The following is a 22201-nucleotide window of genomic DNA, read 5'->3' on the forward strand; positions in this document are numbered from 1 at the left end:
TATCCGATGATCTTATACATTCCAGTATTGCTAGGGTTTACTGGTTATACTGCACATGAGGTGAGCGGTATTACAGCGGTACAAGTATTCTTTGCAACTTTTGCAGGTGCGTGGGCATACCGAAAAAGTAATGACATGAATAAAACGTTAGTTATGTATATGGGAGCTAGTATATTACTAGGAAGCTTCATAGGGAGTTTCGGTGCTAACATATTAGAGGAACATACAGTGAATGTTGTTTATGCAGCATTAGCTACAATTGCAGCTATTATGATGTTTGTACCGAAACAAAACAATAGTGGAGACGTGAAGTATAATAAATGGTTAGCGAGCTTGTTAGCGTTCGTTGTAGGGGGAGCTTCAGGCATTATAGGAGCTGGAGGTTCGTTCCTTTTAGTTCCCATTATGCTAGTTATTTTAAAATTACCACTGCGCATGACGATTGCAACATCTATCGCTATTACGTTTATTTCCTCAATAGGGATTACTACAGGAAAAGTGATTACTGGGCAAGTAGTTATCATTCCAGCTCTAATTATTGCGGTTGCAAGTATATTTGCTGCGCCACTTGGAGCACGAGTCGGGAAGAGGCTAAATCAAAAAGTACTGCAATATGTATTGTCCACTTTAATTGTAGGAACTGCTGTTAAAATGTGGGTTGATATGATATCGAAGTAAAAGGATGGTGCTGCTTGCAGCCCATCCTTTTGTTTTGTGGGTAGTAAAACGTCACTGATTATAGTTTTACTTTATGCCCAAATAACTTTCATTAAGTTTTTATATTCGTCGTTCGCTAATTTATACAGCATTCTCGTATGCTCAAAAACAAGTGCCGGATTAAAGTTTGGTTCTGAGAATGCAAGAGATGTTGAAATATCAATTGCATTTTGCTTATTTAGTGTGAATTTTGCAAATCGGTAAGATGTGTTTAATTCATTGATGACATGTAAAATGTCATTTGTTGATGTTTCGTCAGGTACGTGAGCAACATTGAAGCAGTATATATCCACAGTCGGATTTTCATTTTCGAAAGCAGCGATAAGTTGAATTTTTGCGCCAGCTTCTGTTTCTAATCCTACTGAAAAATGCACCGAACCATCATTTTCATCTATATTTTCTTCCATGTATATATCGTTGGATTTTAAGTAGTCTTTAAAATCTGAAATGTTATGTTTTACTGCAGCTTTCATATGTATGAGCCCCCTGATAATTGGAATAGATTACTATTATTTATTATAATTTAAAAATATTAAAAAAGATAGTTGGAAAGTTCTGATTTTTTATGTTTAAAAAAAGAAGCCGCACTCTACCTCCATAGAGTACGGTTTCTTTTTATTCATTGTTATTATCATTATGGTTGTTGTTACTTGACTCACGTTTGTTTGTATTTTCAGAGTCAGTGTCTTTTATTCTATCAGAGTTAGTGTCTTTTGTTCTCTCAGAGTTAGTGTCTTTTGTTCTCTCAGAGTCAGTGTCTTTTGTTCTCTCAGAGTTAGTGTCTTTTGTTCTCTCAGAGTTAGTGTCTTTCGTTTTCTCTGAATCTGTTTTTTTCGAATCAAAGTCAGTTTTTGTATAGGCAGGTAATCCAAGGTGAGTACGAAGTTCGTTCGTAACATTTGCTAGTGCTTTTTTATCTGGATTGTAGTAATATGTTCGACCGCCACCAGCAGATTTGCTACATGTATCATCACCTTTTTCCATATAGCAGTCATCACCTTGAATTTGTAACTTTTCAACTGAAGAATCTGCGCCATATTTATAGAATGAAAGCATATCATCGAATGTTAAGTTTGTAACGAATTGTCCGTTAATATCATCAATGATGTTGCCAACTTTTGTTACAGATCCAACGTTTGTTATTTTCTTTAAAATAGCTTCAATAACGAGTTGTTGACGTTGCCCACGCATTGCATCACTATCGATGTGTCGCGTTCTAGCAAGAGCAAGAGCCTCTTCGCCATTTAACTTTTGGACACCTTTTTTCAGGTGAATTGCATCGGCATTATCATTACTATCTTGTTCTGAAAATTCAACAGGTACATCGACTTCAATGCCGCCTAAATCATCGACAATTTTTATAAATGATTTAAAGTTAAATTTTACAAAGTAATCGACAGGAACATTCATTAATCTTTCAACTGCATCGATACTTGCTTGTGGTCCACCCTTTTTACCGTTTTTAGCAGAACCGAATGCATGAGCGTGTGTAATTTTATCTTTTTTCTTTTCTACTGGAATGTAAGTATATGTGTCACGTGGAATACTTAATAGTTTAACAGTTTTGCTGTCTTTATTAAAAGTTGCAAGCAACAGCGCATCTGTTCTTATAGCTTCACCATATTCTTTTCCTCGGACATCGCTTTCATCAACACCCATTATTAAGACAGAGACATTGTTCGTAATAGGTTTTACAGCTTTATCACGTAAATCAGATTTATCACCGCGTGCTAAATCATGTGCGGCATTTCGAACAGCAGAAGATGCTTTATTTACTAAAAACCACGTATAACCGCCTCCTACTATTAAAAAGAATAGAATGACGCTTATAATAATTTTTGTTTTTTTCTTACTTTTTTTCGGTTTATTGCGTGTATTTTCTTGCAAAGATGGGTTTTGCTCCATTTCTTGTACTCCTTCATTTGGATTGAAATACGACACTCACATCCACTTATTATAATGAAATTTGACGAAAAAAAACATTACAAATCATTTACATTTCGTAAAAATTCAATTTATTTATAAAAAGTCAGATTTTCTATATGTTATTTTTCAGATGTAGGATAAGTATATGTTTTTTTAGTAGAAATGAAAATATATATTGTGAGAAAGTGAGAGAGAAGTAAGATTTGTTGAAATATAGCCAATAAGAAATTGGTAGTACTACTTATTTCTTCTATATAATAAAGAAGAATTTTACGGATGAAGGAGAGAGCATAATGGGTCATACATCATTCCGAGCAATCGTCGTGAAAGAAAAAGAAAATAATCAATTTGAAAGAAAGCTTGTCGAGAGAGAAATCAATCGTTTACCTGAAGGAGATGTGCTAATACGAGTTCATTACTCTTCATTAAATTATAAAGATGCGCTTTCAGCTACTGGTAATAAAGGTGTAACGAGAATATATCCTCATACGCCAGGAATCGATGCTGCAGGAGAAGTTGTGAGTAGTGAAGATGGTTCCTTTAAGGTAGGGGATCAAGTTATTGTAACGGGGTATGATTTAGGTATGAATACGTCTGGTGGATTCGGAGAATATATTCGCGTGCCATCATCTTGGATTGTTTCTTTACCAGAAGGAATGTCTTTGAAGGAAAGTATGATGTATGGGACAGCTGGTTTTACAGCTGCACTATCGGTATATAAGCTCATTGGAGCAGGAATTATGCCTAATATGGGAGATGTTTTAGTAACGGGTGCTACGGGCGGTGTAGGTAGTGTAGCGGTTAGTATTTTAAGTAAGTTAGGATATAACGTAGTCGGAGCAACAGGGAAATTGGAAGAAGAAGAGATGTTACTACGTTTAGGAGCAAAGAAGGTAATTCAGCGTGAAGAGTTGAGTGATGAATCAGGAAGGCCAATGCTTAAAGGAATATACGCCGGGGTTATCGATACTGTGGGCGGAAAGATGTTAGAAACAGCATTGAAATTGGTACGATATGCCGGTTGTGTAACGACATGTGGTAATGTGGCAGGGCATGAATTACACACAACAGTATATCCGTTTATTTTGCGAGGTATTAGCCTTGGAGGAATAGATTCCGTACAATGTCCAGTAGATATGAGAAGAGAAGTGTGGGCATTGTTAGCGACAGAGTGGAAAAACTTAGAACTATTATCTTATACAGAAGAATGTACATTAGAAAAATTAGATGAGAAGTTTTCGCTCATATTGCAAGGAAAGTTAAAAGGAAGAACAGTTGTAAATATGAAATAAAAAAGAGACGCTAACTTGAGCGTCTCTTTCCTATTATAATGATTGTTTTAGATTGATTTTTCCTTGTTCACCTAAAACACCGTCAGCGATATTTACAGCGTGATCACCGATACGCTCTAAGTTACTTACCATGTCAACGAAGATGATGCTTGCATCGCCTGAACAGCTGCGTTCGTTTAGACGTATTACGTGACGTTTGCGAAGAACACGTTCCATTTGGTCGATTTTACGTTCTTTTGCAATAACAGTTTGAGCTAGTTCAGTGTCAAAGTTTGTTAAAGCATTGATTGCATCTTGTAATGTTGAAATTGTTAATTCAAGCATTTCATTTAATTCAGTTAGTGCGTCGTCTGATAGTGAAACGCGGTTTGAAATTTGGAAATCTACAAGTTCTACAAGGTTTTCTACATGATCACCGACACGTTCAATATCTCCAACAACACCAGCTAAAACAGAATGCTTCTCAGAATCTGCTGATGAAAGTGGTTTTTCTGATAGTAAAACTAAATACTCGGTAATTTTTTTATCTAAATTGTTAATAGCTCCTTCTAATTGAGTAGCCATATTAGCGTGTTTTTTGTCTTGTGTATTTAAAAACTGGTTTGCTTCTTTTAATCCATCTAATGAAAACTCTGCCATACGGATAATCTCTTTTTGAGCTTCTGTTAAAGCAATAGCTGGAGATTGTTCAATAAAGATTGGATTTAAATGTTGTGGTTTAAAGTTAATAGATGCATCTTCACCACGAATAATTTTTGTTACAATCCAGGCTAATACTGCAATGAATGGGAACTGAATGATTGTATTCGTTACGTTAAATGTTCCATGTGCAAATGCAATTGTCATTTCTGGATTCAAGTTTAATGACGTTTGGAAATATTGAATTAAATTTGTAAATGGTATCAATATAATCGTAAAGATAATGGTACCGATAATATTAAAGATAACGTGAACTAATGCTGCACGTCTTGCTGCAATTGAAGTACCGATTGCTGCTAATACTGCTGTAATTGTCGTACCGATGTTATCACCGAATAATACAGGAAGGGCAGCTTGTAAATCGATTGCACCTTGACCGAATAATTCTTGTAAAATACCGATTGTTGCGCTTGAGCTTTGTACAATTAAAGTGAAGACTGTACCGACAATAATTCCTAAAATTGGATTATCACTCATGCTAATCATTAAATCTTGGAATGCCTCTAATGAACGAAGAGGTTTCATACCTGCGCTCATTAATTCTAAACCGAAGAATAACATACCAAAACCGAATACAACTTGACCTACAGAATGTACTTTTTTATTTTTAAAGAAGAATAGTAAAATCGCTCCAACCGCCATAACTGGGAGAGCGTATTCTCCGATTTTAATCCCGATAATAAATGCAGTAACTGTCGTACCGATGTTCGCACCCATAATAACACCAATTGCTTGTCTTAATGACATAAATCCGGCACTTACAAGTCCAACTGTTAAAGCGGTTGTTCCTGAACTTGATTGAATTAATACAGTAACTAACATACCTGCTAGTACACCCATAAGTGGGTTCGTTGTAAAACGATCTAAAATATCGCGAAGACGATCTCCAGCTGCTTGTTGCAGTCCATCGCCCATGTATTTAATCCCGAATAAGAAAATACCTAATCCACCAATGAATTGGAAGATCATTTCTTGAACATTATATTCCACGCATTCCACTCCTTAAATTTCATGTACGATGTAATTATTAACTAAACCTTGAGGCACTGTAAACGGTTTGCTAGTAAAATTTACACTAAATTTACAAAGAGGTGAAAAGTTTACAATTCTTTAAAGAAACAGCTGTATTTTAATGGTTTTCGTCTTTGTAAATAGTGTTTTTGTAAAGAAATCACACTTTTTAGAATAGTATTATTCAATTGTATATCAAAGAAATCTTCTACAAGTTCATTGTATATTTTTTGATGATAGTTAAAAAAATATGTAGGGAAATGCATGTATTTTTATAAAGTCAACATGGGGTTTAATATTTATTAAGTAGTCTTTTTTTGCAAGAAAAAAAGCCGCTAAATTATCCAGCAGCTTTTTCTGTATTTTTACCTCCGTGCTTTTGTTTTCTTATACTTGTAATGTAAATGAACAGAAAAGCAATAAGTAATAGGGAAGAATAACGATATACAGTCGCATAGTTTGTAAAATGTGCAATGAATCCGAAAATAATCGCTCCCGCACCAATTCCAAGGTCAAATGCTGAGAAGAATGTAGCTGTTGCGACTCCTCGTCGGTGCGGTGCTACTCGGTCGATCATCCATGCTTGTAGCGCAGGCTGAATCGCTCCGAAACCACTTCCGTAACAGGCTGCCGCAATAATTAAGCTCGGAATTGTCGTTGTATACGACAATAAAATAATACCTGCGAACGTTATAATAACCCCTGGAATGATGACGAATGTATGGCCTTTCGCATCATACAACTTTCCGGAAAATGGCCGAGTTACAGCGATTGCTAGCGCGTTACATAAAAAGAAGAGACTAATATCAGCAATGCCAACTTCGGTAGCAAATAGTGTGATAAAGCTGCCGATTCCTCCGTACATTAATGTAATACATAATATTAATAATGAAGGAAGTAAAGCTTTGCGCTCAATAAATCCATCGAGAAAAGTACCAGATGATTGTTTTGGTGGTTGTTTCGTTTTTTGGATTTGAAGTAGTTTCGTTAAAATTAATGAAACGATTGTGCATGAGAGTGCACATAAAAAAAGAACGTTGAAATTATATGCTTGCATAAGCCATAGTCCGATTAGTGGGCCGAGAGCCATTGCAATGGTTCCAGAAAGGCCGAAATATCCCATGCCTTCTCCGCGGCGAGCTGCTGGAATTAAATCAGAAACGACAGTTCCATATGTAGTCGTTGTAATACCGAAGCCAGCTCCGTGTAAAATACGAACGGCAAGCAAGAGAAAAATGGTAGAGGCGAAAAGGTAACTGCCCATAGCGAGTAAACAAATAGCAGTACCGATCATTAAAATGATTTTTTTATTAAATTTCTGCAAGGCGTTTCCAGTTAGCGGTCTAACAAAAAGTGCCGCAACGGTAAACATACCGACGACCAATCCGATATTTGAACTTGTGCCACCGATTTCTTTCACATAAACAGGTAAAGTTGGAATTAACATTTGAAACCCTAAAAACATACATAAGTTTGCAAAAATTAAAGCAACAAACTCTTTTGTCCATAACGGTTCTCGTTTTACGAGTATTGCCTCTCCCATATATTCATCCCCTATATACATTTTTTCCGCTATTTGCGGACAGTAAAATTCCCACCTCAAAATCTGGCTGGAGCAAAGAAGTTAGGTGGAAGCCCTGCTGCCCGCAAACGCCCGATTGGTGAAGGCTAATAATCGGTGGGGGATGAACAAAACCCCCACTGATTAAAGTTTCACTTTATCTCTTTTCTTTTGAGTATATGTATTGGTCAATGTAGCAGTCAAGGAAGGTGTCTTGAAAGCGGATAACAATTTTTAAAATGAAAAACTGACAAATTTGTGTAAACGCTACACAACTATGAAAAAAAGATGTAAAGTATAGATGTATAGACTTGTAGTTGTTATGAATGATAGAAATTGTTTTTTCTTTAAAGAAAGCGGATTCAAAAGGTAGTGAATGAGAAGGGGATATATACTTTTTTACTACATATATTTGAAAAGGTTTACAAAACAATGAAGAAAGAGGCGTGTACATATGAGACGATTAGGTATTTCTATTTATCCAGAACATTCAACGGTAGAGAAAGATAAGGAATATGTAACATTAGCAAGTAAATACGGATTTACACGTGTGTTTACATGTTTACTATCTGTGGATGGAGAAAAAGAGAAAATTATTGAAGAATTTAAAGAAACGATCTCTCATGCGAATGCATTAGGGTTCCAAGTATTAGTTGATATTAGTCCATCTGTTTTTGAACAATTAGGTATTTCGTATAATGATTTATCATTCTTCCATGAATTAGGTGCGTACGGTATTCGTTTAGATGTTGGTTTCTCAGGATTAGAAGAATCAATTATGACTTATAATCCGTATGGTTTGAAAATTGAGATTAATATGAGTAATGGTACGAAGTATGTAGATAACATTATGAGTCATAGACCAAACCGTGAGAATTTAATTGGCTGTCATAATTTTTATCCGCACCGCTATTCGGGGTTATCATACGATCATTTCATTACATGCTCGAAACAATTTAAAGATTACGGCATGAGAACAGCTGCATTTATTTCATCATTTGATGCAACATACGGACCTTGGCCAGTAACAGAAGGTTTATGTACGTTAGAAGAGCATCGTGAATTACCGATGACAACGCAAGCGAAGCATTTATTTGCGACAGAATTAATTGATGATGTTATTATTGCGAACGCTTATGCATCAGAAGAAGAATTACAAGCACTAGGTGCGTTAAATAAAGAGAAACAAACATTTGATATAGAACTATACGATACAACGACAAATTTAGAAAGAATTATCGTATTAGAAGAACCTCATTTTTATCGCGGGGATGTATCTGAATATATGATTCGTTCTACACAAAGTCGTGTGAAATATAAAAAAGAAGAGTTTAAACCTCATAATACGCGTGAAATTAAGCGTGGCGATCTTTTAATTGATAATGAGCAATATGGCCAGTATAAAGGTGAATTACAAATTGCATTAAAAGATATGGTGAATACAGGAAAAACAAATGTAGTTGGTCGAATTATAGAAGAAGAGATTTTCTTACTAGATTATTTACATGCTTGGGATAAATTCGGATTTACATTAAAGAAATAGAGAGAATATAAAGGGGAAAAACTACTGATTTCAGCAGCTTTTCCCCCTTTATATATAAAGAGCGAGAGGAAGAGCTATGACAAAGGTGCATCAGCGATTAATTTCTATTTTAGAGGAGTTTTTAGAAGAGAAATCGATGTTAAATCGAGCTTTTTTAGCGAACCGATTACATGTATCAACGAAGACGATTCAAAAAGATATAAAATTATTAAATGATATATTGGAAGAAAACGGAGCGAAAATCGAATCGCAAAGAGGGACTGGATATGAACTAGAAATTATACAAACGAAGATATTTGAAGAGTTTTGTGTGAGTCTATTTCAAAAACAGACGAAAAAGATCCCAACTTCTTATGAAGAAAGAGTTGCGTATATTTTACAACGTGTTTTAACGACCGAAGGATATGTGAAGCTTTCGCAGTTAGCAGAAGAAATTTACGTGAGTAAATCAACTGTAAATTTAATTATGAAAGATGTTACAGATATATGCGGTCGCTATACATTGCAAATTGAAAAGAGACCGTATTATGGTATACGCATTGTGGGAGAGGAATTTAATATTCGTTCTTGTTTATCACAATATGGTTTACCACGTTATGAACATACTCCGTTTCATGAGCAATTTGAGCAGACGGATACATATGTATCGTTACCTCATATATCACTCATTCGTTCAATTATATTAAAGTATATTGAGGGTGGAACAATATATTTATCTGATATAGAAATTGATAATTTAGTCATTCATATTGCAATCGCATTAAAGCGTTGTCAAAGTCAACATTATATGACAGGACTGCATGTGGAGCAATCAGAACTTATAATAAAGAAAGAATATACAATTGCGAAGCAGATTTTAGGAGATTTAGAGAAAGAGTTAAAACTTTTATTTCCAGAAGAAGAAGTATTATATGTGACGGTGCATTTGTTAAGTACTGCTGTTACAGCGAGAGATCGCTATGAAAATGTAGAAGAGCTATTAGGAAAAGATATATATGCATTTATGCAACATATTCTTTTTAAAGTAGCGGAAGAACGGAATCTTATTTTTTATTATGATGAAGAATTATTATTTGGATTTGGTGTTCATTTAAAAACGTTATTAAATCGTTTGAAGTATAAGTTAAATACGAGAAATCCTCTTTTGGCAGAAGTGAAAAAGAATTATCCGTATGCTTTTGAAATTGCGGTTCTCGTTGGAGATATAATTGGTGAATATACGGGTGAAACGATTCCGGAAAGTGAAATTGGTTATATTGCTATTCATTTCGGCGGAGCGATGAGCCGTTTGCAGGAGCAGAATCAAAAGAAAAGATGTTTACTAGTTTGTGCGACTGGTCAAGGGAGTGCACAACTATTAAAATATAAAATTTTATCACAGTTTCGAGATAAATTAGAGATTGTAGGTATTACAGGTTATTATCAATTGAAAGTAGAAGACCTTTATAAAGACAAAATAGATTGTATTATTAGTACGATTCATATACCGAGTGGTTTGCCTGTTCCAGTTATAAAAGTGAACTCAATATTTGATGATAAAGAGATTAAATCGATTGGTCAGCAATTGTTTACGCATGTGAATAATAGTGTGCAGCAATATATAAAAGAAGATTTAATCTTTTTAAATCGTAGTGCTTCTACGAAAGAAGAAGTTATTCAATTTTTATGTGAGAAAGCCACTGAGAAAAACTATGTGTCAGAAAATTTTTATGCTTCTGTTATGGAAAGAGAAAATACATCTCCGACAGCGGTTGGAAATTTAGTGGCGATTCCGCATCCGATGCAGTTATTAAGTGAGGAAACATTTTTGATATTTTGTACACTTGATAAGGCTGTTGAGTGGGGAGATAAAAAAGTACAATTGATTATTTTATTTAGTGTGAAGCGCAATAATAATGAAGATTTGCAACGGCTTTATGATTTTTTATATGATATTATGTCTAATCAGAATACGATAGAGAAATTAACTCAGGCTGAATTAATTGAAGGTTTTCAAGAGATTTTATTATCGTATTGAAAAAGTATATAAAAACTTCCGTTACATAACGGAAGTTTTTTATGTTTAATTGTATGCGTTTTCATAATAAGATGAACATATAGAAAAACAAAGCTTGGGGGAAGTTAAAATGACTGATATGCAAACTCCATTTGCGTTAATTTTACATGGTGGCAACGCGAGAAGCGCGGCGCTTGAAGCAATCGCTTTTGCAAGACAAGGAGATTTTGAGAATGCGAGTGAAAAGATGGAACTTGCTAGTGAAGAAATTTCAGCAGCTCATCGTATTCAGACGGATTTAATTCAAGAGGAAGCAAGAGGAAATCATGCAGAAATAAGTTTACTGTTAGTGCATGCACAAGATCATTTAATGAATGCAATTACAGTGAAAGAACTTGCTGAAGAATTTATCGCTCTTCATAAACGTGTGGAAGAGAAAGAGAAAGTGACAGTATAATATGTATATTTTATTATGTTGTGCTGCAGGTATGTCAACGAGTATGGTTGTAAGAAAAATGCAAGAAGAGGCGAAGAAACAAGGGAAGGATTATAAAATTAAGGCAGTTGATTCAGAACTTGTGAAGCTTGAAATTAAGGAAGCAGATGCCGTTTTAATTGGTCCGCAAGTGAAATATTTATTTCCGGCCGTAGCGTTTCTTGCAAAGTCATACGATATACCAGTTGCTATTATAAACCAACGAGATTATGGCATGTGTGACGGTTTGAAAGTACTTAAGCAGGCAGAAGAATTAGTTTTAGCGTAATTATATTTTTTTAAACATAAACATTATAATGTTATAACTTTTGGTTATATTGAACAAAGGGAGGGCTATTGATGAATGGGTTTATGAGTTTTATGGAACAGAAGATTATGCCAACAACGCAAAAGATTGCAGGACAGCGACATTTATTAGCAATTCGAAACGGGGTTATTTCTACATTACCATTAACGATCGTCGGATCATTTTTCGTTATCTTTTTAAACTTACCAATTGATGCATATATGGAGTGGATTGCACCGTTTCGTCATATTTTAGATATTCCATTCCGATTTACAGTAGGCTTAATGGCATTATACGCAGCTTTTGGGGTAGGGGCTTCGCTCGCTAATTTTTATCAGCTCAATCAATTAAGCGCAGGGTTACTCTCTGTACTCGCCTTTTTATTAGCATCAGTTGAACCAATTCAAATTACGAAAGCTGTACCAGGTGTTATTGATGCGGGTAGATACATTTCAGTAGGAACATTAAGTGCCACGTCTTTATTCGGCGCAATTGTTACTGCATTAATTGCAGTAGAAATTTATCATTTTATGATTAAGCATAATATTTCGATTAAATTACCAGAAAGTGTACCTCCAGCAGTTGCAAACTCGTTTGCAGCATTAATTCCAACTCTAGTAGTTATTCTTTTATTCTGGGGTATTCGTTACGGTTTAAAATTTGATGTAAATACAACGATCACATATTTAATCGCACCATTAAAGTCAGTATTAGTAGGAAACAATTTATTCGGCGGTTTATTAACAGTATTTTTAATCGTGTTCTTCTGGTCATTCGGTATTCATGGCCCAGCGATTTTAGGACCAATCATTCGTCCGATGTGGGATTCAGCAATTCTTGAAAATATGGAAGTGTTCACAGCTACAGGAAATGCACATCAGTTACCAAACTTATTTACAGAGCAATTTATTCAATGGTTCGTATGGATTGGTGGGTCGGGTTCAACGTTAGCTTTAGTCATTATGTTTATGTTCTCTAAATCTAAGTTTTTAAAAGAGTTAGGTAGATTATCATTCGTGCCAGGTTTATTCAATATTAACGAGCCAATTATTTTCGGGGCACCGATTGTAATGAACCCAATCTTAATTATTCCGTTCGTTATTACACCGTTAGTTACAACGACAGTATCATATTTCGCAGTTGTTTCAGGTATGATTCCACTTATGATGGCGAAGTTGCCATTTACGATGTTAGCGCCAATTGCAGCAGTGATTAGTACGGACTGGACAATTATGGCTGGCGTACTTGTAATTATTAACTTTGTAATCTCATTTATTATTTACTATCCATTCTTCAAAATGTATGAGAAACAACAAATAGCAGGAGAGGAGAAAACAGAATGCTCGGAGCAATTATCATCTTAATTACATTTGTGATCGGACAATGCATTGCTCATTATTCGAAATGGGTACAAAGTAAATCTTTATTAGTTTTACTACTCGTATCAGTTTTGTTTATCGGTTGTTCAATGGGTGCATATGTAATGCTAAGCTTACAATCACCTTACGTAATTATTATACCGACCATTTTATGTGCAACATGTTTATCTGCAAAATATAGATTTACGAGCATGGCATTAATACAACGTGTGAAGGAGATGCAAAAGCATGGAGCGTAAATTAGGAATTTCACTTTATCCAGAGCATTCAACGAAAGAAAAAGATATGGCTTATATTTCCGCAGCGGCACGACACGGTTTTTCAAGAATATTTACTTGTTTGTTATCTGTGAATCGTCCAAAAGAAGAAATTGTAGCTGAATTTAAAGAGATTATTAATCACGCAAAAGATAACAATATGGAAGTTATTTTAGATGTAGCTCCAGCTGTGTTTGATCAGCTTGGTATTAGTTATAGCAATCTATCATTTTTCGCAGAATTAGGCGCAGATGGTATTCGTTTAGATGTAGGCTTTGACGGGTTAACGGAAGCGAAAATGACGAATAATCCGTACGGTTTAAAAATTGAGTTAAATGTAAGTAACGATATTGCGTACTTAGAAAATATTCTTTCGCATCAAGCGAATAAATCAGCTTTAATCGGTTGCCATAATTTTTATCCACAAAAGTTTACTGGTCTTCCGTACGATTATTTCATTCGATGTAGTGAACGTTTTAAAAAGCACGGTATTCGCAGTGCAGCCTTTATTACATCAAATGCCGCAAACATCGGTCCATGGGATATTAACGACGGTTTATGTACGTTAGAAGAGCATCGTAATTTACCAATTGAAGTACAAGCGAAGCATTTATGGGCAACAGGGCTAATTGATGATGTCATTATCGGAAATGCTTATGCGAGTGAAGAAGAGTTAGAGAAATTAGGAAACTTAAATCGTTACATGCTGCAGCTGAAGGTACACTTTGTAGACGAAGCAACGGAAGTAGAGAAGAAAGCGACGCTGCAAGAATTACACGTAAGACGCGGCGACATAACAGAATATATGGTACGTTCTACAGAAGTGCGTAAAAAGTACAAAGACTATGACTTCCCGGTGCGCGAAAGTGTGCTACAGGAAAGAGGGCAAGTTGTAATTGGTAATAACTCATTCGGAAAGTACAAAGGTGAACTGCAAATCATCTTGAAAGAGATGCCGATAGATGAACGAAAAAATATTGTCGGTACAATTGCGGAAGAGGAGTTATTCTTACTAGATTATGTAGGGGCTTGGACGCAGTTTACTTGTGTGGAATAGGGAAGATAGGGGGCGTTCTAAATTTTGGAACGCCTTTTTAATAGTAAAGTGCTTTTAATGTGAAAGTTTGTCGAAAAATCGATATCTCTTGTCGAATCGTTGATATATTATAAGTTACGATAGATATATTCGAAAAATCGTTGATATATTGTAGGTTACGATAGATATATTTGAAAAATCGTTGATATAATTTCATTTACTGTGACATTTTTCAGTAGTTTAATAGAGTAAAAAAAAGAGTCAGCCTCAACAATGAGACTGACTCTTTTTTTATAGTAATTAGTTTAAAATTTTCACTGTAACTGTTTTACGTCCCCAGTTACTTGAAGTGCCTTTATCTGGCATTAAAACGTCGATTTTATTTCCTTTAATAGCTCCACCAGTATCACCAGCGATTGCTACTCCGTAACCTTCAACCCATACTTTTGAACCTAATGGAATGACACTTGGATCAACTGCAATTAGTTTCATGTTTGGATTTGCTGTTAAGTTGTGACCTAAAGCTGATTTTACTTGGTCGCCTGCTTTATAACCATTTTCAAGTGGATCTGCTGTGTAAGCTGTTGCTACAACTCTTAACTCACGAGAAGATGATGGTGTGCTTGTTTCAGTTTCTTTTGCAACAGGTTGTTGTGTAGCTGGTTTTTGAGCTTTAGCCGCTTCACGAGCTTTAGCTGCCTCTTGAGCTTTAGCCGCTTCACGAGCTTCAGCATCTGCCTGAGCTTTAGCTTCTTCACGAGCCTTAGCCGCTGCCTCTGCTTTAGCTTCTGCTTGAGCTTCAGCTGCTGCCTGAGCTTTAGCTTCTTCACGAGCTTTAGCTGCTTCCTCTGCTTTAGCTTCTGCTTGAGCTTCAGCATCTGCCTGAGCTTTAGCTTCTGCTTGAGCCTTAGCTTCTTCACGAGCTTTAGCTGCTTCCTGAGCTTTAACTTCTGCTTGAGCTTCAGCTACTTCACGAGCTTTAGTTGCTTCCTCTGCTTTAGCTTTTGCTTGAGTTTCAGCTACTTCACCAGCTTTAACTGCTTCACGAACTTTAGCTGTGTCTTGAACTTTAATTGCTTTTTCAACTTTAACTGCTGGTTGAACCTTAACTGGTGCTTTACCTGTTAAGTAAGGAACATGAACATAAGCTGTTTTTCCGTTATATTCAAATTGAATCCAGTCATTTTGCACTTCGTGTGTTGTTTCGATTACATCATCTTGTTTCAACTTACCAAGAATTTCTGAGTCTGTGTTTGCTCCAGCACGTACGTTTAATACGTTTGCTGTTACGTAGTAAGTATCTTTCGTATAGTCAGCGCTTATGAAAGCTTCTTTACCGCTATTCAATTTAACTTTTGACCATCCGTTTTCTGTATGTAAAACATTTACTTTATATCCATCTAATAATTTTCCTACAACTTTTGATTCAGTAGTTGGGTTTTCTCGTACGTTTAGTACGTCAGTCGTTACGATTGTTTCTGCTTTAGCAGATGTTGTGAAAATCCCAAGACCAAAAACCGCTGCTGTTGCTATACCCATAAATTTTTTCATAATAGCCTCCATTGCATTTGTTTTCGTTGACCTCATTATAGCAACCATTATTTTCTTATTTGCGAAAAACATAAAATTACAAAGCTTTCGTAACGGGGCATTAATATTCTGTAATAATTCCATAAATAACCTGATAGCGCTTCCTTATTGTTTTTTGGAGGATTAGAGCGTGTGAAACATAAAATGAGTGGTATTTCAATTTCTATAACGTTAATAGTATTACAGTAATGTTTCTAATTGTTTTCTGAAGTATTACAAAAATGGTGTGTTTTACTGTCGAAACGAAAATTTAGTTATAAAATAATAATATTTTTGACTGTGGAAATATATAAATGAGGTGAAATTTAATGAAATATCGATAGAATTGTTACAAAATAAGTCGATGCATGGAAAAAATTACGCCTTGTATTTTGTCTATTACATATTATTTTTGCAATAATAGGATTCGATAATAGCCCGAGTATCTATAAAGAATGAAGAGTATTAGAAAGATAGTTGTAACGTGAAACATATATAATAGAAGAAACACAATTTGATAGGTAAATAAAAAACGTAGGAGTGTACACTCCTACGTTTTTTATTTACTCATATCGTAAACATTCAATTGGATCAAGTTTTGCAGCTTTGTTAGCTGGTAGTAGTCCGAATGCAATACCGATTAGCATTGAAATACCTACTGAAAGAAGTCCAAGTTCTTTTGAGATAACAAGTGGCCATCCGGCAAAGATTGAGACGATCCAAGCGAAGAAAATACCGAGCATGAATCCGATAAAACCACCTAGTCCTGTTAAAATACAAGATTCAATTAAGAATTGCGTTAATACTTTACCGCGTGTTGCACCAAGTGCTTTACGAATACCGATCTCACGTGTACGTTCTGTTACAGATACAAGCATGATGTTCATTACACCGATACCACCAACAAGTAATGAAATAGCAGCAATACCACCGAATACCATTTTCATCATACCGATTGATTCATCTAGTTGCTTCGTAAATTCACCCATATCTTGAGCTTCAAATTTATGCTCAAATTTAGGAGCTTTCATATCGTTTAAAACAGAAGCGGCTTGTTTTTCTACACTTTTACGTTCTGCTGGTGAAGTTAATATTAATCTTACAGAGTCATACTCAGTTACTCCTGAGATTACAGGAGCGTTTTCAAGTGATGTATAACCTTCTGACATAGCCATTCCGAAATCATTTTTCGTTTCATACACACCGACTACTTTATAGGGCTTTCCTTTTATGTCAGTGTATAAATTTGATTCCCAGCCGTTAAATAATTTATTGAAAGCTTCTTCATTTAAAATAACAGCAGGAATCGCTTGCTTTAATTCACTATCATTTAATTCACGACCGTGAACTAATTTTATTTTCGCATCTGTCATGAAGGCGCCTGTTCCACCTCTTAAATCAAGAGAGACATCTTTTGAACCAGAAGATGCTTTTACTTTCATACTTACATCTGGATAAACATCTTTAATGCCTGGTACAGTTTGAAGACGTTTTAACATATCAGCTGTAATTTTGGCACTATCAGTTCCGTAATCAGGGTTGTTGTAGTAAATCGTTACTTCTGTATCTTTTCCTTGGCCTAATTCTTTTTTAAACTTTGCATTTGTACCATCACCCATTGAAATGATAGTAATAATGGCGCTAATACCAATAATAATACCTAGCATTGTTAATATAGAACGCATTTTATGAGCAAAGATAGAGGAAAGGGCCATGCGTATATTTTCACTCGTGTTCAAAATTAACCTCTCCAATCTTGGACGATATTTCCGTCACGAATTACAATTTGACGTGCTGCAGCTTCCCCGATTTCACGATCATGGGTAATCATAATGATTGTTGAGCCTTGTTTGTTTAATTCGTAAAAGAGGTCCATAATTTGTGTACTCGTTTTCGTATCAAGTGCACCCGTTGGTTCATCAGCTAAAATGAATTTTGGGTTATTTACAATTGCACGGGCAACGGCAACACGCTGCTTTTGACCACCGGATAATTCGTTCGGTAAGTGAGTAGCTCGATCTGCTAAACCAACTTTTGTTAAAGCGGCTAATGAGCGTTCACGTCTTTCTTTTTTATCGACTCCAGCGTAAATAAGAGGTAGTTCTACATTTTGAAGTGCTGTAAGTCTCGGTAATAACATGAAGTTTTGAAATACGAACCCGATCTCTTTATTACGAACGCGTGCAAGTTCGGTTTCAGACATGTTTGAAATATTTTGTCCCGCTAATTCATACGCACCTGTCGTTGGTTTATCTAAGCAACCGATAATGTTCATTAAAGTTGATTTACCAGAACCAGAAGGTCCCATTATAGAAGTGAATTCTCCTTGGTTTAGTGTTACGTCAATTCCGTGTAATATTTGAACGGACTCTGCACCATTTTGGAAGGATTTCGTGATGCCTTTTAAGTTAATCACTGGGCGACAACCTCCATACCATCTTTTAAGTCTTTTTCAGGTTTAGAGATAATTTGCTCTCCTTTTTTCACTCCAGAAACTTTTGCTTCGCTATCTGTCTCGAATTCAACAGTAATCGCTTGTTCTTTCGCTTTACCATCTTTTACAACGAAGACAACATTTTTGTCACCTTTTTTCACGATGCTGCTTTTCGGAACAATTGTACCAGTTGCTTCGCCAGATTTACTTGTTACGTAAACGTGGAAGCCGTTTTGTAATTCTTCACTATTATCTAATGTGACAGTGAATTGATAGTTAGAAACAGTTTTATTTTCGTCCATGCTCTTTAATGGTGTAGAACCAATTTCCGTTACTTTTCCTGTCCAAGTCTTACCAGCGACCGTTTTTGATGAAACAGTTACTTCTTGCCCAACTTTCATACTAGCAAGCTCATATTCAGAAAGTTGACCTTTTACTTTAAATTGACCAGCATGACGAAGAGTAATGCCACTCATACCTGTTTTTTCATCAGCAGTTTTCACGATATCATCAATTACACCATCAACAGGACTTGTTACAGAAAGATTGTTTACTTTCTCTTTTGCTGCTTTAATCAGTTCATCAGATTTTTCAACTTCCAACTTTTTCATTTCAAGTTGTGATTCTAATTGTTGCACTTCGACTTCCGATGCTTTTAATGCTTCCTGAGGAAGACCTGCATTTTTATCTTTTTGTAATTTTTGTTTCGCTGCATCAATTTGTTTTTGGAACAATGTTACCTCTTTTTGTGCGATTTTCTTTTGCATTTCTGCTTCCGTTACACCTTGTTTAGCAGTAGGGTCATTATATTTAAACAGAAGCTGCCCTTTTTTCACTTCATCGCCTTTTTTAACCGCTAATTCATACGTGCCTTTTGTTGGATCAAATGAAATAGTTTCAATTCCGTTTGGAATAACTTCACCGCCAAATTTTTGCGCGTTTTCGATTTGTTTTTCTGTTACTTTATAACTGCTATATGCCATTGCAACATCTGAACCACCACCACCAGCAAATGCAAAGTATGATCCAGCTGCAATTCCGATTGCTACTACACTAGTAATTAACACTTTATTTTTCTTCTTCATCTATTTATCACCTTTTCGTTCGTTTTAGTATCTACATTAAGTATAGAAGAGGTGAAGAATCTGACAAATCGTTTTAGCTTACAATAACCTTACAGTTTTGTAAGGTATGAATATGTAAATGTAAGGTAGAGGTTGTCCTAGCTTAAGCAAATGAATTGACTCGTTGTTTCTTTCCTACAATAATATTGTAGGAAGGAGAGGAGGAAGGAAGATGGAAACTTATTTTAGCGCACACCCATTAAAACCATTTATTCCATACTCAAGGCAACATGCCATTATATTATTTATTATGTTGGTGGGGATCGTTTTTTTATATCAATACCAAGATGTATTACGTCAAATTGAGTGGAATATAACGGTTCGATATGCGATTACATTTCTATTTATAGGAAGTGAAATTGGGCTTCATATGTGGGAATGGAAAGCCGGGATTTTTGACCTAGGCACTTCATTACCATTTGAGTTATGTACGATTAGTTTATTATTAGCGTCAATTATGATTGTAACGAAAAGTTATCGCATATATGAGATTGTGTTTTTCACAGGAATTATCGGTGCATCACAAGCCATTTTAACGCCAAACTTGCAGTATGCTTTTCCACATTTTCGTTTCATTGAATATTTCATTGCGCATGTATTGCTCATTTGGGCACCGCTCTTTATGACCTGGGTAGAAGGGTATCGTCCGACAGTACAATCTATTAAACGCACAATGATATTTTTAAACATATTGATTCCAATTGTTTCGTTTGTGAATTACAAAACGGGTGGAAATTATATGTTTTTAGCTCATAAGCCAGAAACTGCCTCATTACTCGATATGTTAGGACCGCATCCTTACTACATTATTTCATTAGAACTCGCAGCGCTTATTGGATGTTTTATTGTGTATATGCCGTTTGCGAAAAGAGAAAAACATGTACATAAAGAATCACTAGGATCATAACCTAGTGATTTTTTATGTTTGAATATTTACAATTCAGAAAATTAAGAATAAAATTAAAGGGTAAATCATAGAGAGAGAAGGGGAAAAATGGTCAAAAAAGTATTTTTGAATGGGATGGAAGTGACGATTCAATTTCTTATTTCGATTTTGGGGATTATTATTTTAGGGGCTTTGCCGAAATTATTTTATGGATTTAAGGTGGATGTATCAAAATACATACAGAGTTTAAAAGAAGTATTTTTGAACTTAATGGATCTCTCCAATTTGCAATATGTGAGAGATAAATTTTTATTCCCACAGTTGTTTGTCCATTATAAAGAGACGATTGTTATTTTTTTGGCCGCTTTTTTCATTTCATTATTTGTAGCATTTTGTATCGTTTATGTAATTATGAGTAGTTCACCGCGTATACAACATCGAATTAAATCATTTCTTATCTTCCTAGAATCCATTCCAGATATTCTTCTTATTTTAGTATCACAAATTTTAGTTGTATGGTTTTTTAAACAAACAGGTTTTTTACCTTTTAAAATTGCTTCAATTGGAGGCGAGTCGATTAGAGGATTGCCGATACTTTGTTTGAGCATCCCGACTACGATTATGTTTGTAAAAATGGTAGTGCTTCGTTTTGAAAATGAATTAGAAAAAGATTATGTACTATTTGCTAAGGCGAAAGGTTTGGGGCGTTTTCATATTTTAAATCGTCATATTTTACGAAATGTGTTGCTTAGTACACTTTTCTTTGCGAAAACGAATATCTTTTTTATGTTATCTAATTTATATATTATAGAATGGATTTTTAATACGGGTGGTATTTTCATGTTTTTAAAATCGTACGAAGGTATTAGGGTGGAGGTTTTCATCGTTAGTGTACTGCTTATTTATATTCCGATTTTTATTTTATTTAAATTGTTTCATTATCTCATTCCGGCTGCGATGAAGGAGAGATTATAATATGTGGACGTATATAAAACGTGATAAAAGATTTTGGATAAGCATTGGGTTTCTTCTCATATTAGTTCTTTTGAGCATCGGAAATACGTTATGGAATGATGGACACATTAGGCAAGTTACATTGCAATATGATGCGGATGAAAATCCACAAGTGCCACCGTTTTCACCTTCATTCCAATTTTTACTCGGGACAGATCGGAAAGGATACGACCTTTTACATTTAGTTATTGAAGGCGCGAAGTGGACGATTGGTATATCTATTTTAATTGCGGCACTTAGAATGGTAATAGGTGTGTTCTTTGGTGTTGTACTTGGAACATATGTAAGAAGAGGTTTTTCAAAGATTGAGGCTTTTTTTGATAGTTTCACAGTTATTCCAACAGTTATGATTGCGTATTTTTTTCTTCAATTTGCAAATCTATTTGGAAGCGGGGAGGAAACAACAAGCTTTTTTGAAAGGGCTTCGTTTCAAGTTGTATTACTTGTAATGCTTGTGATGCCAGTTATTGCACTGTATGTTGCGAAGGAAGTTCGTAAATTACAAACAGAAGAATTTGTTGATGCCGCGCGCATATTAGGTGGATCGAGAAGGCACATTGTTATAAGGCATCTTTTTCCGCATCTCTATATGACGTTTATACTTGTATTTCTTCAACAGTTTACTCAAACCTTGACCATTTTACTTCATTTAGGGTTACTTGAGGTGTTTTTTGGAGGGACAGTCCAGTTTGGTGGACCGATAGGGATAAAAGAAATAGACTCTTACACACATGAATGGTCAGGGTTAATAGGAGTCTATTTTAGATCATTAACAGTGCATCCGTGGATTCCTCTCGTCCCAATTACCTTTTTCGGGCTTACTATTTTTTCAGGAAATATGATTGTAAAAAGTATAGAAGAGGCGATGTTAAAAGTAAGGTTAGGCGGAGAGATAAAGAAGCCAGTTGTAGAAGAAGAACAATCTGTTGTGCAGTCAAAAGAAGAGTTATTTACTTTTAAACATACGATGTGAAA

At 35.3% G+C, this 22201-nt stretch carries 20 protein-coding genes; 12 read left to right on the top strand and 8 right to left on the bottom strand.

What is annotated here, in order from left to right; genetic code table 11:
- On the top strand, window positions 1–678 hold a 678-nt coding region (locus JDS92_RS23575), incomplete at its 5' end, for a sulfite exporter TauE/SafE family protein (protein ID WP_199632602.1).
- Between the two features lie 71 nt (window positions 679–749).
- Here JDS92_RS23575 and JDS92_RS23580 read toward each other — a convergent pair.
- Window positions 750–1190: a hypothetical protein gene (locus tag JDS92_RS23580; RefSeq protein WP_000642358.1), complete on the bottom strand. Its 441-nt coding sequence runs from the start codon at window positions 1188–1190 to the stop codon at window positions 750–752.
- A 142-nt stretch (window positions 1191–1332) separates the two neighbouring features.
- On the bottom strand, window positions 1333–2622 hold the full coding sequence (locus JDS92_RS23585) for an LCP family protein (RefSeq protein ID WP_199632603.1): 1290 nt from the start codon (window positions 2620–2622) through the stop codon (window positions 1333–1335).
- A 248-nt stretch (window positions 2623–2870) separates the two neighbouring features.
- Between JDS92_RS23585 and JDS92_RS23590 the strand changes: the two genes are divergently transcribed.
- Window positions 2871–3935 (top strand): YhdH/YhfP family quinone oxidoreductase, encoded by a 1065-nt coding sequence (locus JDS92_RS23590; RefSeq protein ID WP_307838340.1) that lies wholly within the window; start codon window positions 2871–2873, stop codon window positions 3933–3935.
- Window positions 3936–3968: 33 nt separating this feature from the next.
- Here the strand turns inward: JDS92_RS23590 and JDS92_RS23595 are convergent, their stop codons facing one another.
- Window positions 3969–5624 (bottom strand): Na/Pi cotransporter family protein, encoded by a 1656-nt coding sequence (locus JDS92_RS23595; RefSeq protein ID WP_199632605.1) that lies wholly within the window; start codon window positions 5622–5624, stop codon window positions 3969–3971.
- 361 nt (window positions 5625–5985) lie between these two features.
- Entirely contained in the window at window positions 5986–7188 is a 1203-nt protein-coding gene (locus JDS92_RS23600; RefSeq protein WP_098912383.1) for an MFS transporter, read from the bottom strand.
- 472 nt (window positions 7189–7660) lie between these two features.
- On the opposite strand from JDS92_RS23600, the gene JDS92_RS23605 reads away from it, so the two are divergent.
- The 7 genes from JDS92_RS23605 to JDS92_RS23635 all read left to right on the top strand — a co-directional run bounded on the left by JDS92_RS23605 (window position 7661) and on the right by JDS92_RS23635 (window position 14220).
- Window positions 7661–8749 (top strand): DUF871 domain-containing protein, encoded by a 1089-nt coding sequence (locus tag JDS92_RS23605; protein WP_001253372.1) that lies wholly within the window; start codon window positions 7661–7663, stop codon window positions 8747–8749.
- Window positions 8750–8825: 76 nt separating this feature from the next.
- Window positions 8826–10766 (top strand): BglG family transcription antiterminator, encoded by a 1941-nt coding sequence (locus JDS92_RS23610; protein WP_199632606.1) that lies wholly within the window; start codon window positions 8826–8828, stop codon window positions 10764–10766.
- A gap of 109 nt (window positions 10767–10875) precedes the next feature.
- The gene (locus JDS92_RS23615; protein ID WP_199632607.1) at window positions 10876–11202 is read left to right on the top strand and encodes a PTS lactose/cellobiose transporter subunit IIA; all 327 of its coding nucleotides are present in this window, start codon (window positions 10876–10878) and stop codon (window positions 11200–11202) included.
- Between the two features lies 1 nt (window position 11203).
- Window positions 11204–11509, top strand: a complete 306-nt coding sequence (locus JDS92_RS23620) for a PTS sugar transporter subunit IIB (protein WP_000275634.1) — start codon at window positions 11204–11206, stop codon at window positions 11507–11509.
- 71 nt (window positions 11510–11580) lie between these two features.
- Window positions 11581–12891, top strand: coding sequence for a PTS sugar transporter subunit IIC (locus JDS92_RS23625; RefSeq protein WP_001013063.1), 1311 nt, complete (start codon window positions 11581–11583; stop codon window positions 12889–12891).
- Entirely contained in the window at window positions 12867–13145 is a 279-nt protein-coding gene (locus JDS92_RS23630; RefSeq protein WP_000900041.1) for a hypothetical protein, read from the top strand. Before JDS92_RS23625 ends, JDS92_RS23630 begins: the two co-directional genes overlap by 25 nt.
- Entirely contained in the window at window positions 13135–14220 is a 1086-nt protein-coding gene (locus JDS92_RS23635) for a DUF871 domain-containing protein (protein ID WP_000440066.1), read from the top strand. Before JDS92_RS23630 ends, JDS92_RS23635 begins: the two co-directional genes overlap by 11 nt.
- A gap of 279 nt (window positions 14221–14499) precedes the next feature.
- Here the strand turns inward: JDS92_RS23635 and entC are convergent, their stop codons facing one another.
- From entC to JDS92_RS23655, 4 genes are all read right to left on the bottom strand, one after another.
- Window positions 14500–15873: a cell wall-binding protein EntC gene (entC, locus tag JDS92_RS23640; RefSeq protein ID WP_106081031.1), complete on the bottom strand. Its 1374-nt coding sequence runs from the start codon at window positions 15871–15873 to the stop codon at window positions 14500–14502.
- Between the two features lie 458 nt (window positions 15874–16331).
- Window positions 16332–17507 carry an ABC transporter permease gene (locus JDS92_RS23645; protein ID WP_097957361.1) on the bottom strand — a complete coding sequence of 392 codons (1176 nt, stop codon included), beginning with the start codon at window positions 17505–17507 and terminating at the stop codon, window positions 16332–16334.
- Window positions 17508–17509: 2 nt separating this feature from the next.
- Window positions 17510–18184, bottom strand: a complete 675-nt coding sequence (locus tag JDS92_RS23650) for an ABC transporter ATP-binding protein (protein ID WP_000609098.1) — start codon at window positions 18182–18184, stop codon at window positions 17510–17512.
- On the bottom strand, window positions 18181–19287 hold the full coding sequence (locus JDS92_RS23655; protein ID WP_199632608.1) for an efflux RND transporter periplasmic adaptor subunit: 1107 nt from the start codon (window positions 19285–19287) through the stop codon (window positions 18181–18183). Before JDS92_RS23655 ends, JDS92_RS23650 begins: the two co-directional genes overlap by 4 nt.
- A gap of 211 nt (window positions 19288–19498) precedes the next feature.
- Here JDS92_RS23655 and JDS92_RS23660 point away from each other — a divergent pair, with 211 nt between their 5' ends.
- The 3 genes from JDS92_RS23660 (at window position 19499) to JDS92_RS23670 (ending at window position 22199) form a co-directional block, all read left to right on the top strand.
- Window positions 19499–20233, top strand: coding sequence for a YwaF family protein (locus JDS92_RS23660; protein WP_097957355.1), 735 nt, complete (start codon window positions 19499–19501; stop codon window positions 20231–20233).
- Between the two features lie 87 nt (window positions 20234–20320).
- Window positions 20321–21187: an ABC transporter permease subunit gene (locus JDS92_RS23665; RefSeq protein WP_097957354.1), complete on the top strand. Its 867-nt coding sequence runs from the start codon at window positions 20321–20323 to the stop codon at window positions 21185–21187.
- 1 nt (window position 21188) lies between these two features.
- Complete coding sequence (locus JDS92_RS23670) at window positions 21189–22199, top strand: ABC transporter permease (RefSeq protein ID WP_097957352.1); 1011 nt, start codon at window positions 21189–21191, stop codon at window positions 22197–22199.
- Window positions 22200–22201 lie beyond the last annotated feature (2 nt).

The sequence above is a fragment of the Bacillus cereus group sp. N12 genome, assembly GCF_016483575.1.
GTDB classification, from domain to species: Bacteria; Bacillota; Bacilli; order Bacillales; family Bacillaceae_G; genus Bacillus_A; species Bacillus_A toyonensis.